Here is a 19311-nt window from a genome sequence, read left to right as displayed (position 1 = left end):
CTATATCACCGATGAATGTTGGGACTTCGATCTACTGGGAAATGTCATGCCGCGTATCCTCGTGGTAGATGACGATCCGATGGTCGGCGCGACCATCGAGGTCCTGCTCCAACGTCAGGGCTTCGATGTCACGATGGCTGACGGCGGCGAGACAGGGCTGGCTGCGCTCGAAGCGCAGACGTTTGACGTGATGCTGGTCGACATCTTCATGCCGCACATGCGCGGCTTCGAATCCATCCGCATCTTTCACGAGCGCGCCCCGGCGATCCCTCTGATCGCGATGTCCGGCTACGCCTTCGCCTCGTCTGCGTCGCCCTCCCCCGATTTCCTCCGCATGGCACTGGAACTCGGCGCGACACGCTGCCTGCGCAAGCCGTTCACGCCGGACGCGCTCCTGACCACGATCCGGGAATGCCTCGGCGAGGCCGCGCAGCCGAAGGACAAGAAAGAAGCCCCTTGATCCCAACGCAGCGCGTCATTCTCGGTGCTGGACTTGCAATCCTCCTGATCATCACCGCCGCCTCGATTGGACTCGACGTCAAGTCGCGGTACGATGCCGCCTGGGTCAATCACACCATCGAGACGCAGAAGAAGATCTCCGATCTGCGCGTGCTGATGCGCCACGCCGAGAGCGCCGCGCGCGGCTACGAGATCTATCGCAACCCGAGCTTCAGCGACGAGTTTCAGGCGGTGCACGCCCAGCTCGCGCCGGCGCTCGCCGACCTCAAGCGCAGCCTGCGTGACAATCCCGATCAGGTCGCGCTCATCGAGGGCACCGAGCCGCTGGCGCTGCGACGGGTCGAGATCGCCGCAGAGGTGATGCGCCTGCGCGCCGAGAACGACCAGGCCGGCGTTGCCGCGCTCCAGGGCAAGGGCGAGGGCCGCGGCCTGATGGACACGGTGATGGGCAATCTCGATCAGCTGAGCGCGGAGGAAGAGCGATTGCTCGCCGCGCGCGCCCTAAGTTCCCGCCGCACCGGCATCGTCTTGCTCGGCATCGACGTGATCGGCGCGCTGGTGATCCTGCTGCTGGTCGCGATGCTGATGCGCGAGAGCCAGCGCACCACGGTCGCGCTGAAGAGCACGCTGCTGGAGACCACGGCGGCGAAGGAGCAACTCGAGGCGGCCGTCGCCGAGCGCACCGAGCATCTCGTCAACGCGCATGACGAGCTGCGGCTGTCGGTGAACGTGCTCCAGAGCACGTTCCACAGCATGGCCGAGGCTGTGCTGGTGATCGACGCCGAGGGCACTGTCCTTCTGTCCAATCCGGCCGCGGAGCGCATCTTGCTGCATCGCGCCGGCATGAGCCTGCGCAATCTGCGCGCCCTGTCCGACGTGTTTCACGGCGACGGCGTCACGCCGCTCAGGGCTGACGAACTGCCCTCGACGCGCGTGCTGCGCGGCGAGCAGTTCGAGAATCTGGAGATGATCGTCCGTCCGCATAACGGCAACGATCCCCGCCATCTGATGATCAGCGGCCGGCCGATGCGCGACGGACAAGGCAACGTCTCCGGCGCCGTGCTGGTCTATCACGACGCGACCACGTCGCGCGAAACCGAGCGGCAGCTGCACCAGTCGCAGAAGCTGGATGCGATCGGCAAGCTGACCGGCGGCGTCGCGCACGACTTCAACAACATGCTGACGGTGATCTCCGGCAATACCGAGACGCTGGTGGCGAGCCTGAAGCAGCAGCCTGAGCTCCAGCGCGTGGCGCGGCTGATCGACGATGCCGCCGAGCGGTGCGCCGAGCTGATCCAGCATCTGCTCGCCTTTGCACGAAGGCAGCCGCTCCAGCCGCGCAATGTCGAGATCAACGGCGCGATCGCCGATATCGCCAAGCTGCTGCGCCCCACCCTCGGCGAGCAGATCCAGATCGAGACCGTGCTGGAACAGGGACCGATGACCGCGCACATCGATCCGTCCCGCCTCACCAATGCCGTGCTCAACATGGCGATCAACGCCCGCGACGCCATGCCGAACGGCGGCAAGCTGCTGCTCGAGACCCACCATGTCGTGCTCGACGAGGCCTATGCGCAGGCCCACGCGGAGGTGCAGCCCGGCCCCTACGTGATGCTCGCGGTCAGCGACACCGGCACCGGCATGACGGCGGACATCCAGCTGAAGGCCTTCGAGCCGTTCTTCACCACCAAGGAGGTCGGCAAGGGCTCGGGCCTCGGCCTCTCGATGGTCTATGGCTTCGTCAAGCAATCCGGCGGCCACATCAAGATCTACAGCGAGGAAGGCCACGGCACCACGATCAAGCTCTATCTGCCGCCGGGCGACGGCATGACAGACGCGGCGGCCCCAGTGGCGCCGCAGGCCGAAGGCGGCGCCGAGACCATTTTCGTGGTCGAGGACGACACGCTGGTGCGCAACTTCGTCACCGCGCAGCTGCAGAGCCTCGGCTACGACACGGTCGCCGCGCCCGACAGCCGGGCCGCGCTGGACATGATCGAGGCCGGCCAGGACTTCGACCTCCTGTTCACCGACGTCGTCATCCCCGGCGGCATGAGCGGGCGCGAGCTCGCCGAAGAGGTGGCCAAGCGCCGGCCGGGTGTGAGGGTGCTCTACACCTCCGGCTACACCGACAACGCCATCGTCCACCACGGCAAGCTCGACGACGGCGTGCTCCTGCTGACAAAGCCCTACCGCCGCAACCAGCTCGCCGAGATGATCAGGAAGGCGCTGAACGGCGGCGGGATGCCGGCAGGCTAGAGCATTTTCTCACGGCTTCGAAAGCGCGCGGATTGTCTGTGCGCTGACTGAGAACTGCACTGAATTACGAATGCTCGCTGACGTCATCCGCGGTCTCGCGGCGGGTGTCGATGTTGTTTCCGGGTGACAGGCGACCGAAATCAAACGGTATTCCTGGCAGGCAAGACCATTCTCGTTGAGCCGCTTCGGCGAGCGAATATGTTGCGGTCTGTTTCTGAGGATTTCACCTCGGAATGGCCTGCGGGTCGGTGCCAAGGCTGCCGGTAATACAATTGATAATTGAATCGAGAATTGGTTCTTGTCCGACCCGGCGCCGTTTCAGGCTCCCTACATTGTTGGCGAGCACGGCTGTCGCACTGGCGCTGACGATCGTGTCGGTGCGCGCCGACGGCGGCGCTGGCGGAGCCGGTGGCAATGGCACGGGCGGCGGCGGTGGCGCGGCCGGTACCAGCGCCTCTCCTAACGGTGGGAATGGCGGTGACAACGCGACCGGACAAGGCGCGGGCGGCGGCGGCGGCGCTGCCGCAGGCGGAACCGGAGGCTCCGGGGGCACGGCGACCTCGGGCGGCGACGGCGGACTTGGCGGTGACGGCGGCAGCGTTGCCGGTGGCAACGGCGGCAATGGCGGCAACGGCAACTCAGCCCTGACTGCGGGTAGTGGCGGTGGCGGCGGCGGTGGCGGCGAAGGTGCGCTCGGTGCCGGCTCCGGTGGAGCGGGTGGCGCTGGCGGTCACGGCGGCGCCAGCGCGAGCGGCGCCGATGGTTCTGCTGTCATTGGTGGCCTTGATGCCAGCGCGGGAACGGGCAGCAGCGGCATCGGTGGCGGCGGTGGTGCGGGTGGCGCCGGCGTGCAGGTCAGCGTCGGCGGCACCACGCTTTCGATAGCGGTGACCGGCGGCGCGGGTGGGGTCGGTGGCAATGGCGGCGCCGGTGGGATTGGTGGCAACGGAGCCAGCGCCCTCTCCCTGGGCGTCGCAGGTGTTGCCGGCGGGACCGGTGGCGACGTCCTCGGCAGCGGGGGCGCTGCCGGCGGCGGCGGCAATGGCGGCACCGCCGTGCAGGTCACCAGCGCAGGCACCACGACGGTCCAGCAAACGGTCGCCGGCGGCGATGGCGGCAGCGGCGGGCGCGGCGGTACCGCGGGTCACGGCGGGAGCGGTGGTGCGGGCGCTTCCGGCGCCAATGTTCTCGGCGCGCTCGATGGCGGGACCGGTGGAAACGGCGGCAATAGCGGGGTTGGTGCCGGCGGCAACGGCGCGATCGGCGGCAGCGGTGGCGATGGCATCCAGGTCACGGGTGGCGGCACCGTGACGATTCTGCAAAGCGTCACGGCAGGTACCGGCGGCAGCGGTGGCGCTGGCGGTGCAGGCGGCGCCGGCGGCATGGCCGGCAACGGCGGCAACGCAGGATCCAGCATCGGACTCGGCGTAGCCGGCGGGCGCGGCGGCAATGGTGGCACTGGCGGCAGCGCCAGCACCCACGCAGGCGATGGCGCCAATGGTGCCGGCGGTGGCGTTGGTGTGCAGGTGACGAGCGGCGGCACGCTCGCAATTTCCCAAACGATCATGGGAGGCGCCGGTGGCAATGGCGGCGTTGGGGGCAACGGCGCCAATGGCGGCGCGAGCGGGACTGGCGGCGCCGGCGGCACAGGTGACAACGGCACCAACGGGTCCTCCGGCTCCGGCTTTCTCAATGGCAACAACGGTCTGGTTGGTGGCGCGGGCGGCAACGGCGGGAATGGTGGCGCCGGCGGAAATGGCGGCATTGGTGGTAGCGGATCCAGCGGCGGCGATGGTGTTCAGTTTACGAACGGCGGGACCGTTACAGTTTCGGGCAACATCGCTGGTGGCGCCGGCGGGATTGGCGGCTCCGGCGGCAATGCCGGCAACGGCGCCGCCGGGGGCAACGGCAGTGACGCCGGCACAGCGGGTACCGGCGGTGCTGGCGCAAGTGCCCTTCTCCCGGCCGTCGCTGGCGGCAGCGGCGGCAGCGGCGCCGCCGGCGGAATGGGTGGCAACGGCGGGAGCGGGGGAAGCGCCGGCAATGCCGGCGTAGGTGGTCATGGCGGCGCCGGCGGCGCCGGCGCGACCATTTCAAACGGTGGCACGCTGACCAATCAAGGCATCATCACCGGCGGCGATGGCGGCCGCGGCGGCACCGCAGGCAGTGGCGGCAACGGCGGCGCCGGTGGCAATGCGGGCAACGGCGGTGTCGGCGGCGTTGGCGGCGCTGGCGGCAACGGCACCGCTGGCGTCAACGTGGTCGGCTCGACCGATGGCGGCAATGGCGGCAACGGCGGGACCGGCGGATTTGGCGGTGCCGGCGGCAATGCCGGCAACGGTGGCAGCGCCTCGAGCCGCGGCGGCAATGGCGGCTATGGTGGCACCGGCGGCGTTGGCGCCGCCTTCTCCAACGGCGGCACGCTGATCAATCGCGGCACGATCACCGGCGGCAATGGCGGCATCGCCGGGGCCGCGGGCAGCGGTGGCCTCGGCGGCACCGCGGGCAGCGCTGGCAGCGGTGGTGTCGGCGGCTCCGGCGGCGTCGGCGGTGCCGGGGCCTTGGCCGCCAGCGGCGGCACGAACGGCACCACGGGGACGAACGGCTTCTCCGGCGTGAGCGGCAGCGCCGGCGCGAGCGGTAGCTCCGGCAGCAGCACCGTCACCGCCGGGGTCTCCGGAGCGGTCGGTCCAGGCGGCGCCGGCGTCATCGGCACCAATCTCAGCATCATCAACAGCGGATCGATTTCCGGCGGTCTCGCCGGCGACGGCGTCACGCGTGCCAACGCCATCACCTTCACCGGCGGCACCAACACGCTGCAGCTTCAGGCCGGCTACAGCTTCAGCGGCAACGTCGTCGATCAGACGGGCAACGGCGCCTTGCAGTTCGGCGGCAACACCAACCCCACTGCTTCTTTCGACGTTTCGCTGATCGGCGCCGCTGCGCAGTATCGGGGCTTCGCGAGCTTCGAGAAGACGGGCGCTTCGACCTGGACGCTAAGCGGCACCAATAGCGCTGCATTGCCGTGGTCGATCGCCGCCGGCACGCTGCTGGTGAACGGCTCGCTGGCCAATTCGACCATGACCGTGAACGCCGGCGGCACGCTTGGCGGCACGGGCACTATCGGCGCAGCGACGATCAATGCCGGTGGCACGTTCATGCCTGGAGCCGTCAACACGCCCGGGACGTCGACGATGGTCGCCGGCAATCTGGCCTTCCAATCGGGCGCGCTCTACGTCGTTGCGGTCAATCCATCGACGTCGAGCTTCGCCAATGTCATGGGCGCGGCGACGTTGACAGGCGCGACCGTGGTCGCGAATTTCCTGCCCGGCAGCTATGTCTCGAAGACATACACGATCCTGACCGCGGCCGGCGGACGTGGCGGCACGACGTTCGCGGGCATCACCAATGTCGGACTGCCGACAGGCGCGAGCGATACGCTGAGCTATGACGCCAACAACGCCTATCTGAACCTGACGGCCGCCTTCACCAATTACACCGGCCTCAACGTCAACCAGCAGAACGTCGCCAACGCGCTGACCTACGCCTTCAACAATTACGGCGGCCTTCCGATGGGCTTCTTCGGACTCAGTCCCGCCGGCTTGACCCAGGTCTCCGGCGAGAGCGCCACCGGCTCTCAGCAGACGACGTTCAACGCGATGAACCAGTTCATCGGCGTGATGACGGATCCCTTCATCGCCGGTCGCAGCGCTCCCGTCAGTGCTGCCGGCACGCCGAATGCGTATGCCGAGGAGAGTTCGGCCCCCGCGGCACGCGGTCGAACGGATGGTGAGCGCAACGCGTATGCGGCGATGTACACCAAGGCGCTGGCAGCGCCGACCTTCGAACAACGCTGGAGCGTGTGGACCGCCGGCTTCGGCGGGTCGCAGACCACGGCCGGCAACGCCATCATCGGCTCGAACAACAGCGCGAGCAGCATCTACGGCATCGCGGTCGGTGCGGACTATCGGGTCTCGCCGGACACGCTCGCGGGATTTGCGCTGGCGGGCGGCCGCACCGGCTTCAACGTCAACGGCCTCGGCTATGGCAGCTCCGACCTGTTCCAGGCCGGCGCCTTCGTTCGCCATAACATCGGTGCGGCCTACATCACTGCTGCGCTGGCTTATGGCTGGCAGGACATCACGACCAACCGCATCGTCACGGTCGCCGGCATCGACCACCTGCGCGCCGAGTTCAATGCGAATGCGTATTCGGGTCGCGTGGAGAGTGGCCACCGCTTCGTCATGCCGACGCTGGGCGGTCTCGGCATCACCCCTTACGCCGCAGGGCAATTCACCACGTTCGACCTGCCGGCCTATGCCGAAAGTGTCGTCGCCGGTTCGCTGTTGTTTGCACAGACCTATGCCGCCAAGAGCGTGACCGACACGCGCAGCGAGCTCGGCATTCGCACCGACAAATCATTCGCCATGCAGAATGGCATCGTCACGCTGCGCGGCCGCCTTGCATGGGCGCATGATTTTAATCCGGATCGTTCGATTGCCCCGACCTTCCAGTCGCTGCCGGGCGCAAGCTTCGTCGTCAACGGTGCGGCGCAGGCGTCCGACTCCGCGCTGACCACGGCCTCGGCCGAATGGCAATGGACCAACGGCTGGTCTGCCGCCGCGACGTTCGAGGGCGAGTTCTCGAATGTCACGCAAAGCTACGCCGGCAAGGGCGCGATCCGCTACGCATGGTGATGCCTGGTTCTCGATCTACCGCGTCGCCAGCACCACGGCGGCGAGCGTAAAGATCAGCGCGGCGATCTGGCCCGGCCCCAACGGCTCGCCCAGCGCCAGCGCGGAGGCGACCACGCCAATGACAGGCACCGCCATGGTGCCGATCGCGGCGACCGACGCCGGCAGGCGCGCCAGTGCTGCGAACCAGCTGACATAGGCGATGCAGAACTGCACTACAGTCGAATAGACCAGCAGCCACCAGCCGACCGGCGTCACCAGCGAAAGATGCGTGGTCTCGACCAAGAGGCCGATGATCGAGATCGGCAGGCAGCCGATCCCGATCTGCCAGGCCGCAGCCGTGATCGGCGGCAGGTGGATCGGGTACTTCTTCGAGAACACCGTGCCGACGGCGAAGCCGATCGCGCCGCCCAGCGCCATGATGATTCCAGGCAGCTTCTCCACGCTCGCCGCAAAGCCATTGCCGCCCATGATCGAGGCCAAGCCGACGAAGGCCATCACCAGCCCCAGCGTGCGCAGCACGGTCGGCCGCTCGCCCAGCACCGGCCAGGCGATCAGCGAGGCCCAGACCGGCATGGTGTAGGCGATCAGCGCCGCCTCGCTGGCCGGCAGCCAGAGCAGCGCCAGGCCCATCAGCACCATCCAGCCGGTGACGTTGAGGACGGCGGCGGTCAGTAAGCGCGGCCAGATCCCCGGCCCCACCTTGAGGCTCTGCCGGCGGATCAGCGCGAGGGCGGCGAGCAGCACCGCGCCCAGCACGCCGGTCACCCCGCGCAGTGTCAGCGGCGGCAGCTCGGACAGCAGGAACTTCGTCACCGGCCAGTTGAAGCCCCAGCCGATCGAGGTGATGGCGAGGAACATCAGGCCGGCCGGGGCGATGCGCGGTCGCGCATCCCGGCGAGTCGAATCAAGCATGTGGGGTACCCGGCGAAATCGCGGTCAGCTTGGCGCGGATTCGCGCGCGCCACCACCACCCCGGCGGGCATGCCTGCCCTCACCTTCCGTAGCCCTACGTGAGTCCCGCTGAGGCAACCCCGGTCCCGAAAAATATACCTGCCCTGTGAACAGCGGGGTGAAGGGTCCATATCGTCACGGGATGCAAATTTTTTTGGTTGGGAATCCCTGAGGACTCACTGATACTTGGCTCAACAACAGGCGCGGGCTTGCCCCCTGTTATCCCCCGCAATCCACCATATTTAGTATTTGATTCAGGAACTCGCACTAGTTCTTGACGGGCGCAACGGAGAGTCCTAGCTTTCGGTCCGTTCGGCGCGAGTGAGTTTGCGTCCCGCCGGCACTCCCCCAAAGGGTCTCGCAAATCGTCACTCCGCCAAGCCAGCCAAAGGCCGCGGATGAGGGCTTGTCTGCCCTCGAAATGCAGACCTTTCGGGCGCCAGAACGGGCCGGCAACAGGCTCGGATGGCATTGGTTGAAGTGGCGTGTGGGGCGTTGAACGCATGTCGCGCACATCCCCTTGGGGGCGGATGGGTGTGGACATGCCGGCGGATGAGAACCATCGCGCCGGGAGAAACTGGGCCGGATCCACCGGCTGAACTGCGAAGCCTTTGGGCCGATGAGGCCCTCGGAGGAATCGCGAACCGAAATAGCGACCCGGGCGCCTTGCGGAGGCAGTCCGGCAGATAAAAGGACGGGGCAAGACCATGCGGATTGAGCGGCGCCACACCACTTCGGGACAGTCACCTTACGCCGGGATCGATTTCCGGCTGACCACGTCGGAGATCCGGAATCCCGACGGCTCGGTCGTGTTCAAGCTTGAGAACGTCGAGGTGCCGACCGACTGGTCGCAGGTCGCCTCCGACGTGCTCGCCCAGAAGTATTTCCGCAAGGCCGGCGTCGCCGCGCGCCTGAAGAAGGTCGAGGAGGAGTCCGTCCCCTCCTTCCTGTGGCGCTCCGTGCCCGACACCGAGGCGCTCGCCGCTCTCCCCGAGAAAGAGCGCTTCGTCAGCGAGCTCTCGGCCAAGCAGGTGTTCGATCGGCTGGCCGGCTGCTGGACCTATTGGGGCTGGAAGGGCAACTACTTCTCCTCCGACGAGGACGCCCAGACCTTCTATGACGAGATCCGCTACATGCTCGCCATGCAGATGGTCGCGCCGAACTCGCCGCAATGGTTCAACACCGGCCTGCACTGGGCCTATGGCATCGACGGCCCCGGCCAGGGCCATTATTACGTCGACCCCTTCACCGGCAAGCTGACCAAGTCCAAGTCCGCCTACGAGCACCCGCAGCCGCACGCCTGCTTCATCCAGGGCGTCGGTGACGACCTCGTCAACGAGGGCGGCATCATGGACCTCTGGGTCCGCGAAGCCCGCCTGTTCAAGTATGGCTCCGGCACCGGCTCCAACTTCTCGCGCCTGCGCGGCGAAGGCGAGAAGCTCTCCGGCGGCGGCCGCTCGAGCGGCCTGATGAGCTTCCTCAAGATCGGCGACCGCGCAGCCGGCGCGATCAAGTCGGGCGGCACCACGCGCCGCGCGGCCAAGATGGTCGTCGTCGACGTCGATCACCCCGACATCGAGACCTATATCGACTGGAAGGTGAAGGAGGAGCAGAAGGTCGCCGCTCTCGTCACCGGCTCCAAGATCAACCAGAAGCACCTCAAGGCGGTGCTGAAGGCCTGCGTGAACTGCGAAGGCTCGGGCGACGATTGCTTCGATCCCGAGAAGAACCCGGCGCTCCGCCGCGAGATCAAGCTCGCGCGCCGCAGCCTCGTGCCTGACAATTACATCAAGCGCGTGATGCAGTTCGCCAAGCAGGGCTACAAGGACATCCAGTTCGACGTCTATGACACCGACTGGGATTCGGAAGCCTACCTCACGGTGTCGGGCCAGAACTCCAACAACTCGGTCTCGCTGAAGGACGACTTCCTCCGCGCCGTGGAAACGGATGGCGACTGGAATCTCGTCGGACGCACCACCAAGAAGATCACCAAGACGCTGAAGGCGCGCGACCTCTGGGAGAAGATCGGCTACGCCGCCTGGGCGTCGGCCGACCCGGGCCTGCACTTCAACACCACCATGAACGACTGGCACACCTGCAAGGCGTCCGGCGACATCCGCGCGTCCAATCCGTGCTCGGAATACATGTTCCTGGACGACACGGCGTGCAACCTCGCCTCCGCCAACCTGCTGACCTTCTACAACACCGAGACCAAGCAGTTCGACGTCGCCGGCTACGAGCACCTCTGCCAGCTCTGGACCATCGTGCTCGAAATCTCCGTGATGATGGCGCAGTTCCCGTCGCGCGCGATCGCCGAACTCTCCTACGAGTTCCGCACGCTCGGCCTCGGCTACGCCAACATCGGCGGCCTGCTGATGACCATGGGCCTGTCCTATGACAGCAAGGAAGGCCGCGCGCTCTGCGGCGCCCTCACCGCTGTGATGACCGGCATCACCTACAAGACCTCGGCGGAGATGGCGGCCGAGCTCGGCACCTTCCCGGGCTACAAGAAGAACGCCGCGCACATGCTGCGCGTCATCCGCAACCACCGCCGCGCCGCCCACGGCCAGTCCAACGGCTACGAGGCGCTCTCGGTGAACCCGGTGCCGATGGACCTCGTGTCCTGCCCGCAGGCTGACCTCGTCAGCCACGCGCAGGCCGCCTGGGATGCGGCGCTCGAGCTCGGCGAGAAGCACGGCTATCGCAACGCCCAGACCACGGTGATCGCGCCGACCGGCACGATCGGCCTCGTCATGGATTGCGACACCACCGGCATCGAGCCCGACTTCGCGCTGGTCAAATTCAAGAAGCTCGCCGGCGGCGGCTACTTCAAGATCATCAACCGCGCGGTCCCCGCGGCGCTGCGCGCGCTCGGCTATCGCGAGAGCGAGATCGCGGAGATCGAGGCCTACGCCGTCGGCCACGGCTCGCTCTCCAACGCGCCGGCCATCAACGCCTCGACGCTGAAGGCCAAGGGCTTTACCGATGAAGCCATCGCCAAGGTCGAAAAGGCCCTGCCGACCGCCTTCGACATCAAGTTCGCCTTCAACAAGTGGACCTTTGGCGAGGATTTCATCCGCGACCAGCTCGGCATCGGTGCCGAGGCGATCGCGGCCCCCGGCTTCGACCTGCTTCAGGCTGTCGGCTTCACCAAGCGCGAGATCGAGGCGGCCAACGTCCACATCTGCGGCGCGATGACGGTGGAAGGTGCTCCGCACCTGAAGGCCGAGCACTATTCGGTGTTCGACTGCGCCAATCCCTGCGGCAAGATCGGCAAGCGCTATCTGTCGGTCGAGAGCCACATCCGCATGATGGCGGCGGCCCAGCCCTTCATCTCGGGTGCGATCTCCAAGACCATCAACATGCCGAACGACGCCACGGTGGAGGACTGCAAGTCCGCCTACATGCTGTCGTGGAAGCTCGCGCTGAAGGCCAACGCGCTCTATCGCGACGGCTCCAAGCTCTCCCAGCCGCTCAACTCGCAGCTCATCGCCGACGATGAGGACGAGGAGGACGCGGTCGAGAGCCTCTACGAGAAGCCGATGGCGGCGCGTGCCACCCAGGTCTCGGAAAAGATCGTCGAGAAGCTGGTCGAGCGGATCATCGTGATGCGCGAGCGCGAGAAGATGCCGGATCGCCGCAAGGGCTACACCCAGAAGGCGGTCGTCGGCGGACATAAAGTCTATCTCCGGACCGGCGAATATGACGACGGCCGTCTCGGCGAGATCTTCATCGACATGCACAAGGAAGGTGCGGCGCTGCGCTCCTTCATCAACAACTTCGCCATCGCGGTGTCGCTGGGCCTCCAGTACGGCGTGCCGCTCGACGAATATGTCGACGCCTTCACCTTCACCCGCTTCGAGCCGGCGGGCCCCGTGCAGGGCAACGACAGCATCAAGTACGCGACCTCGATCCTCGACTATGTCTTCCGCGAGCTCGCGGTGAGCTACATGTCGCGCTTCGACCTCGCCCATGTCGATCCGACCGAGTCGAACTTCGACGCGCTCGGCAAGGGCGTCGAGGAAGGCAAGGAGCCGGACGAGACCCAGCACGCGACCAAGCTGGTCTCGCGCGGCCTCACCCGCTCCCGCACCGACAACCTCGTCGTGATGCGCGGCGGCTCCGCCGCGGTCGCCCAGGGCAACGACAGCGCCCCGACCGGCGGCAGCAAGGTCACCGCTCTCGCCTCGCACGGCACCTCGGCCCGCGCCGGCGATGCCATCGAAGGCGCCGTCGCCCTGAAGCAGGAAGCCAGCCACGACCTCTCGCCGACGGAGAAGCTCGAGGCGCTCCAGTGGAGCAAGGCCGGCAGCACCGCACAGACACTCGTCCCCTCCAAGGCAGAGCGCCGCGCGGAAGCCAAGGCCAAGGGCTACGAAGGCGAGATGTGCAGCGAGTGCGGCAACTTCACGCTGGTGCGAAATGGCACGTGCATGAAGTGCGATACTTGCGGCAGCACGACCGGGTGTTCGTGAGCATGAGCGCTCTCCTTCCCGGTTTCTAAACGACGACACCACGGAAAGCCGCTCGAGAGAGCGGCTTTCTTTGACTTTGGACAACAACCTCTGCGGGCACCTCATGAGTGGAGCCGATCGTCACAGAGCGTGGCCTCTGCAGTTCACCAATCCTATAGAGCTACCGCCCGCAAAAATATCGGTGCCGCTTAGTACGCTGTAGGACGGGTGGAGCGTTCGCTCCACCCATCCTGCGAGACCTCACGGCTCCTCATTCGCCGGCGCGTTGCGGCGTGCTTGCCTTGCGGCTTGTCTTGCGTCTTTTCTGGCAACCCAGTGCGCGCGAAATCGCTTCGCGGCATGAAACGCCCGCGGCGCCACGACCTGAAACGCCATGGAGGCAACGCCGGCGACAAATCCCTTCACCACGTCAAAAGCGAAATCGGGTCCAAAATACTCCCACATGACCCTGCATCCTTCTTCGCGAAGGCACCGCCGGGCAGTCGTGGGCTGACATGAAAAATGGAAAGGCCCCGTCCGTCACCGGCGGGGCCTCAAGAAAAATCCCTGCACGCGCCGTTGCGCGCACGCGAAAATCTCTCGGTTCACCCGCTCATGGTGGACACGATGAAAGAGCTGCAAAGCATGGCCGTGCGATTAAAAACGCCCATAGCGATCATCCCGAAATTGCCAAATGCCGACCCGCCGGTGCGCATCGCCGAGCAAGCGCACGAGGGTATAGCGTCGGTGCTAAAGAAGCAGACCCGAGGGCTGCCGTCTGTGTGCCATTTCACAATTGGCGGAAGACTTTTATAAGGCGTGATGAGCAAGCGTGGCCCGCAGGAAGGACCGCCATGAACGGCAATCGCTACTACGGGGTTCGGGTCGAGGGCGCCAAATACGGCGTGGGTTTTGGCTCCGCACTCGCCATCGCAATCTCCTACACCAACAATCATTCGATCCTGTGGGCGATCATCCACGGCATCTTGGGCTGGCTCTACGTGGTCTATGTCGCCCTGTTCGGGTGACGACGAACGCGCGAGGACCAGGACGCCCGTCATTGCGAGCCACCGGGTCCGCGCGGAGCGCGGCCCGATGACGGGCTCTGCGAAGCAGTCCAGGCCGTCACCCGCGAATTGCGCCTTGCCGATGCCCGGCAAAATCTCACCACATGGCCGCCACGCAAGCGACAACCCACAATCGCGATTTCAGCGCAAACACGACGGAGGCTTGCGGCTTCAGCGATATTCAGGAGTTATTTGCAATGTTGAGTGCGGGCGAAAATAAGACAACGGGAAAATCCGGCCGGCGCGGCGCGAAGAAGAAGGCCGGGCAACGGACCAGGGCCGGCGAGCAACACGCAGCTGCCGCCCATCAACTGCCGGATGCCTCGGCGGAGATCAGCCAAGAGACTAAGCAAGAGAACAAGCAAGAGAACAGGCAAGAGGCCGAGCAAGAGATAAGGCAAGAGACGAGCCGAGAGATCAGTGCTCAGGTACCCTCGGCTGCAGCCTTGCCGGGCGAGGCTTCCGGGATGGAGATCGCTGCAAGCGCGCCCGTCGCACCGGTGGAACCCTCCCAGGCCAGTCCGCAGGCGATTGCCGATGCCTATAGCGACTACACGAGGACGTCGCTTGAGCACGCCTGGAACTTCCTGGGAAAGCTCGCGGCGGCGCGCTCACCCGTCGAGGCCTTTGAGCTTCAGATGGAGTACGCGAAACAGGTGTGCGGATCGTTGATTGCCGAATCCCAGAAGATCGCTGAGTTGCATGGACAATTGACCAGACAAAGGGTCATGCATTTTGAGGGATTCGTGGCCAAGCTCACCCAGACGACGCTCGAAATTCGCGCGACACGTCACTAACGACAACTGCGTATTCCGACACAGCGGGGGGGAGCGAGCGTAGCCCGGATGGAGCGACTTGTCCGCCGTAGCTCGAAGAGCGAAGGCGGAAGCGAAATCCGGGCTACCTGCCGCGGTCTCGGCATCGGCTAACGCATGATCCGGAAAAGTGCGAAGCGGTTTTCCGAAAAGATCATGCTCAAACAACAACCTAAAGCGCGATGACGATTCATCCCAATCTCATCGCGCTTTAGCCGGTTGTCTTGGCCCGCTGCACTTCGTGCGGGTGGCGACGATCGCCGCGCCGATTTGACTTGCGAACGTAGGTGACGAGTGCCTCGGGGTTCTCGAGCTTGATCTTCAGCGCCGCGACCAATGCGTCCTCGGCTTCGATCGTGAGCACCTTGGCACGCACCCCGAGCTTCAACCCGACAGTATATGACGTCATGGCAGACTCCACGGGTCCAGGCTTTCACCGTACCTCAATCGGCGTCCCTTCGGAACAGCCCTGCTCGACACATCCCCTTTCGCCGCCGAACAAAACCGGATCACGACCGCTCTACCAGGATCGGTGAACCGAGCTCTTCGAAATGAAAGAGCTGAAAGACCCGCTGGCCGTTGAAGTCGAGCACTCTCAAATCATCGGTCTCGTGCAGATTGCTTTCGACCGCGTGAAAGTGCCCGCCGTAGCGCTCTCTGGCGAGCGACAAGGGAACCTCGAACGCGACGAACTTGCCGATGCCTTTTTGCCTGAGCACCCCAAGGAGCTTCTGGTCGTCCAGGGACTGGTGCGAGGTGAGAATGAGCAGCGGACCGCTCGCCGTGAGCAGCAGAAGCGATTTCATTGGATCCTCCTTTGCGCCCCTCCCTACCTGATCTTCGCCGGGACTCCTTCAGGCGCTCCAGCTCCGTACGAACCTGCGCCTCCATGGCGTCTTGCAATGCGAGTATGCCCCTGCTGGACAATTCTGCGGAGGCCTTTCTGTCCAGATTCTGCTTCCAATCCCGGATGGCTTGCTTGGTGGCCTTTTGGGCCTCCGACGTCGTCTTAACGTACTCCATCATGCAGGCGTCGGCCATTGAGCATGTCTGGCACTCCTGGGGCCGCGGCCGGACCTGAAAGAAGCAGAGCGAGTGTCGCGGTGGAGACCCTCATGGCGCTTCCTCCCGCGATAGCACAGCACGTCGCAGGGATGCCCCGGGGAGCAGCGCCCGGCTGCTTCAGCAACCGTAGCCCGCCATAATTTCTCCTTCGCTCGCGCGTTGTGTTGGACAACGGTGAGGCCTATCCTTCCGACGATCGGACTGCCGCACTCCCATTGACGCCCGACTGGATGGAGCGCGCATCGGTGCCTGAAGCGAACGACCCCAAGCCTGATACCGACAAGCCTGAGGCCCAAAAGCCTGAGGCCGCCAAGCCGGACGAGGTGCGCGCCGATGGCGGGCTGGCGCGGGCTTATGACCAGATCAAGAGCGCAGAGCAAGACCTTGCGCGGCTGGACCGGCTGGTTTCCGGAATGGAACGCGGCAACGAAGCCCCGCGGACCTCGCAGGCCAGCGCCGGAGCGAAGGCAGCCGAGGGTCCCAAGGACAAGGTGCCGGCACCGGTTAGCAAGGTGGGCAATCAAGGCCTGAAGGGAGATCGGACCATGCTGTGTGCCCTGGTTGGCCTCGTGTTGGCGATCGGCCTTCTCGGCGCCGCCTTCGCTTCGCAATATCGCGATGAGGCCAAGTCGATGACCAGGTCCATCATGGCGCGATGGGCTCCGCCGGCCGCGAGCGAACCCGCGCGAGCGTCCGTGGTCGAAAGTCCGGCGCAACCGCCGGCCGTGCAACTGGCTGCCGCGGATGGGCCCAGTCCGGTGCCCGCGCCGCCGCTCGGCAAGGAAACGGAAAGCGCTCCAAGAACTGACGCTCCAAGAGCTGAGGCTCCAAAACCTGACGCTGCAAGACCTGACGCGCCAAGAACCGGCGCCACGGCGCCTGATCCGTCATCGTCCGATCTCGCGCAATCGCTCAAGACCATCACCAGCGAGCTTGCGAGCATCAACGGAAAGCTCGAGCAACTGAAAAGCCGCAACGAGCAGACGCTGCGCGAGCAGGCCGACACCATTCAACAGCTCAAGGCGGCGCAGGAGAAGGATGCCGCGGACAATGCGCGCCTCGCCGCACAGGTCCAGGCGCTGCAAACGCAACTGACGACGTCAGCCGCGCCTGCACCCGCGAAACCGGTCGTGCGGAGCGCGACGAGCAACGAGACGGCTGCGCCTGCACGGCCGCACGTGCAAGCGGCGGCACCCCGGCGGCCCAGGCCACCGCCGCCGCGAGGACGCTGGATGCCCCCGCCCTATATGGCCGACCCCTACGATCCGGATTGGTAAGCCGTCAGCGTTCTCGGCCAAGAGGCTTGGTGCCAAGAGCCTTGGTGCCAAGACCGTTGGTGCCAAGAACCTTGGTGCTATGCTGGGCGGTGATCGGCCGGCAGGCCCTCGGCCAGATCTGTGCGACGTCACGACGGGCCTCGGCATGAAGGAGCAAGCCCATGACCAGGCACCTTTCACGCGCCCTGTTGACCCCAATGATGCTTCTGTTTGCAGTCTGCGCGGCCAGCGCCGCAGACGGCTGCGGCACCGGTTGCCACGCCACCGTTTCCGGCGCGTGCGTGGTCGATGGCTGGGCAACGGGTGCGCGGGTCTGGAATCAATGTCCGGCCACGTCGCGTGCGCGTCCGCCTTGCGGCGGTTCAGATTACGTCTGGGACTCTCGCAAACGGGCTTGTTTCCCGTCGACGCGCGATTGGCTTTGAAGCCCAGCCCGCAGGATGGGGGCGCGCGAGCGCTCAGCCCATCCTGCGAACGACGCTCTACGCCCGCCTCACCGTACCTCGCACACCGACACCTTGGCTTCGATCCCGGTCGGCTCGAGCTCTTCCGTCGCAAGCTCCTCGCTGCAGTACTCGCCGACCGAGACGTCCTTCATCCTGCGCTTGACCTGCTCGCACGTCTTGCGGACGTCTTCCGTGAAGAGCGCGCATTCCTCGATGCGTTTGAAGATCTTCCGCCCCTCGTCGCGATACCCCGCTGCCGTCTCGCGCATGAAGGCGATCGCATCATGGACCTGGGCTGTCAGCGCCTCGCATTTTCGCGCGGCATCGATCAGCTCGGCGCCCATGGCCTCGATCTCTTTCGCAGCGGACTCATAGTCACGAATGACCGCCTCTGCACTGAGCGCGCCCACGCGCGTGACCCCCTCGGTGTGCTCGACGTAATCGGGCAGCGCAATTGAAGCAATCGAGCTTCCCGTGCGCACCGATGCAATGTCCGCCTCGAGCTGGACCAAGTTTACGCCTTCACGTCTGCGCAATTGTTCGACACTTGCCATGATTGACCCTCCCAATACGCTCCCCGTACCCCAAACGGCACTGAGTGTATTACGTGGATAAGCGACCTTCTAATCAGATATGCAGTTGACAGTCGCAGCTTTGCCATTTTTGTGCAGTTGCCGCCGCGGCACGCAGCGATGATGGATGTCATCAGCGCTCAACCTCTCCTAGTCGCGGTTCGAATTGCGGCGACGGTGCCCCCAACTCTCAGAGGATCGGGACGAATCGTTGCAGTGATACCCCCACACGATCCATAGGATGGGTGGAGCGGATCGATCCCCATCAACTTCGTCAGGTGATGGATTTCGCAAAGCCTCAACTCATCCACGCGCTTCCACCAGACCCATGCCAAGGAAAAGCAAGAGCCGCCTCCCCCGCCTTCGCAGCGTCCGGCGGGGCGCCCGGTGGGTGCGAAAGAGGTTCGCGCGCGCACCGAGCGTGGTTCGGATCGCGGGTAGCGTGGCGATCCTGCTTGCGGTCGCAGCGCTTGTGAACATCGTCTATCACGTCATCCGCAAGCCGACCGAGCTGTTCGTCCTTGTCGGCAACGCGCTGGACAAGGAACCGGCCGAGAACTGGCGGCAATACGGGCCGCTGTTCCGAAGCTTTTCCACCGCGACGATCACGCCGGAATTGCTGGCGGCGCTGGCGCAGGTCGAGAGTTCGGGCAATCCGGTGGCGCGCACCTACTGGCGCTGGCGATTGAGCCTCAATCCGCTCGCGATCTACCGGCCCGCCTCCAGCGCCGTCGGCCTCTACCAGATGACCGATCCAGCCTTCGCCGACGCCGCACGGTTCTGTGTCCGCGGCAACGCGGTCACGGAGACCGGCTGCGGGTTCACTGGCCTCTATAGCCGCGCGATCCCGAGCCACGCCATCGAGCTTGCATCGGTGTACCTGGACCGCAACGTGGCTGACGTTCTCGCCCGCGCGGGCGATGTGAAGGCAAGCCGCGAGCAGAAGCAGGATCTGGCCGCCTTCATCCATCTCTGCGGCGCCGGTCCCGCCACAGCCTACGCGCGCCGCAAGTTTCAGATGATCGCCGACGAACGCTGCGGCGATCACTCGGTTGCAAGCTATATCGCCAGGGTCAACGCGATGAAGCGGCAGTTCCTGCGACTATCGGCGGATGACCCGTAGGGTGGGTTTGCCTGCAGCGCGAAGCGCAGTGCACCGGCCTAGCCCGGATATCTCACACGGATCGAGCGCATCGAGGCGCCGAATCAGCGAAAGTTGTTTTGCGAGAACGACTTTGAGATGATTCGAGAG

Annotated in this window: 14 protein-coding genes; 10 read left to right on the top strand and 4 right to left on the bottom strand. The window is 65.5% G+C overall.

Annotation, left to right across the window (positions count from 1 at the left end):
• Positions 1–46: 46 nt before the first annotated feature.
• The 3 genes from ABIB95_RS25725 (at position 47) to ABIB95_RS25715 (ending at position 7412) form a co-directional block, all read left to right on the top strand.
• A complete protein-coding gene (locus tag ABIB95_RS25725; RefSeq protein ID WP_028148724.1) occupies positions 47–460 on the top strand; it encodes a response regulator in 414 nt (137 codons plus the stop codon).
• Positions 457–2715 (top strand): CHASE3 domain-containing protein, encoded by a 2259-nt coding sequence (locus tag ABIB95_RS25720; protein ID WP_354243190.1) that lies wholly within the window; start codon positions 457–459, stop codon positions 2713–2715. Before ABIB95_RS25725 ends, ABIB95_RS25720 begins: the two co-directional genes overlap by 4 nt.
• 335 nt (positions 2716–3050) lie before the next feature.
• A complete protein-coding gene (locus ABIB95_RS25715) occupies positions 3051–7412 on the top strand; it encodes an autotransporter domain-containing protein (protein ID WP_354243187.1) in 4362 nt (1453 codons plus the stop codon).
• Between the two features lie 15 nt (positions 7413–7427).
• Here ABIB95_RS25715 and ABIB95_RS25710 read toward each other — a convergent pair whose 3' ends face one another.
• Positions 7428–8324 (bottom strand): DMT family transporter, encoded by an 897-nt coding sequence (locus ABIB95_RS25710; protein WP_283018732.1) that lies wholly within the window; start codon positions 8322–8324, stop codon positions 7428–7430.
• A 746-nt stretch (positions 8325–9070) separates the two neighbouring features.
• Here ABIB95_RS25710 and ABIB95_RS25705 point away from each other — a divergent pair.
• From ABIB95_RS25705 to ABIB95_RS25690, 4 genes are all read left to right on the top strand, one after another.
• A complete protein-coding gene (locus ABIB95_RS25705; RefSeq protein ID WP_354243184.1) occupies positions 9071–12838 on the top strand; it encodes a vitamin B12-dependent ribonucleotide reductase in 3768 nt (1255 codons plus the stop codon).
• 501 nt (positions 12839–13339) lie between these two features.
• Complete coding sequence (locus ABIB95_RS25700) at positions 13340–13633, top strand: hypothetical protein (protein ID WP_354243180.1); 294 nt, start codon at positions 13340–13342, stop codon at positions 13631–13633.
• Positions 13634–13671: 38 nt separating this feature from the next.
• A complete protein-coding gene (locus ABIB95_RS25695; protein ID WP_166096372.1) occupies positions 13672–13845 on the top strand; it encodes a hypothetical protein in 174 nt (57 codons plus the stop codon).
• A gap of 143 nt (positions 13846–13988) precedes the next feature.
• Positions 13989–14681, top strand: coding sequence for a phasin family protein (locus ABIB95_RS25690; RefSeq protein ID WP_354243177.1), 693 nt, complete (start codon positions 13989–13991; stop codon positions 14679–14681).
• 229 nt (positions 14682–14910) lie between these two features.
• Here ABIB95_RS25690 and ABIB95_RS25685 read toward each other — a convergent pair whose 3' ends face one another.
• Positions 14911–15108, bottom strand: coding sequence for a hypothetical protein (locus tag ABIB95_RS25685; RefSeq protein ID WP_014495617.1), 198 nt, complete (start codon positions 15106–15108; stop codon positions 14911–14913).
• A 100-nt stretch (positions 15109–15208) separates the two neighbouring features.
• On the bottom strand, positions 15209–15505 hold the full coding sequence (locus ABIB95_RS25680; protein ID WP_063983569.1) for a hypothetical protein: 297 nt from the start codon (positions 15503–15505) through the stop codon (positions 15209–15211).
• Positions 15506–15994: 489 nt separating this feature from the next.
• On the opposite strand from ABIB95_RS25680, the gene ABIB95_RS25675 reads away from it, so the two are divergent.
• Both ABIB95_RS25675 and ABIB95_RS47410 read left to right on the top strand, forming a co-directional pair.
• Positions 15995–17041, top strand: coding sequence for a prolipoprotein diacylglyceryl transferase (locus tag ABIB95_RS25675; protein WP_354243667.1), 1047 nt, complete (start codon positions 15995–15997; stop codon positions 17039–17041).
• Between the two features lie 161 nt (positions 17042–17202).
• Positions 17203–17466: a GCG_CRPN prefix-to-repeats domain-containing protein gene (locus ABIB95_RS47410; RefSeq protein ID WP_502917870.1), complete on the top strand. Its 264-nt coding sequence runs from the start codon at positions 17203–17205 to the stop codon at positions 17464–17466.
• Positions 17467–17534: 68 nt separating this feature from the next.
• Here the strand turns inward: ABIB95_RS47410 and ABIB95_RS25670 are convergent, their stop codons facing one another.
• The gene (locus ABIB95_RS25670; protein WP_071914417.1) at positions 17535–18041 is read right to left on the bottom strand and encodes a hypothetical protein; all 507 of its coding nucleotides are present in this window, start codon (positions 18039–18041) and stop codon (positions 17535–17537) included.
• A gap of 346 nt (positions 18042–18387) precedes the next feature.
• Between ABIB95_RS25670 and ABIB95_RS25665 the strand changes: the two genes are divergently transcribed.
• Positions 18388–19182 carry a transglycosylase SLT domain-containing protein gene (locus ABIB95_RS25665; protein WP_166096371.1) on the top strand — a complete coding sequence of 265 codons (795 nt, stop codon included), beginning with the start codon at positions 18388–18390 and terminating at the stop codon, positions 19180–19182.
• Positions 19183–19311: the final 129 nt, after the last annotated feature.

This window comes from Bradyrhizobium sp. LA2.1 (assembly GCF_040547725.1).
Taxonomy (GTDB): domain Bacteria; phylum Pseudomonadota; class Alphaproteobacteria; order Rhizobiales; family Xanthobacteraceae; genus Bradyrhizobium; species Bradyrhizobium barranii.
This window is presented reverse-complemented; position numbering and strand designations above follow the sequence as displayed.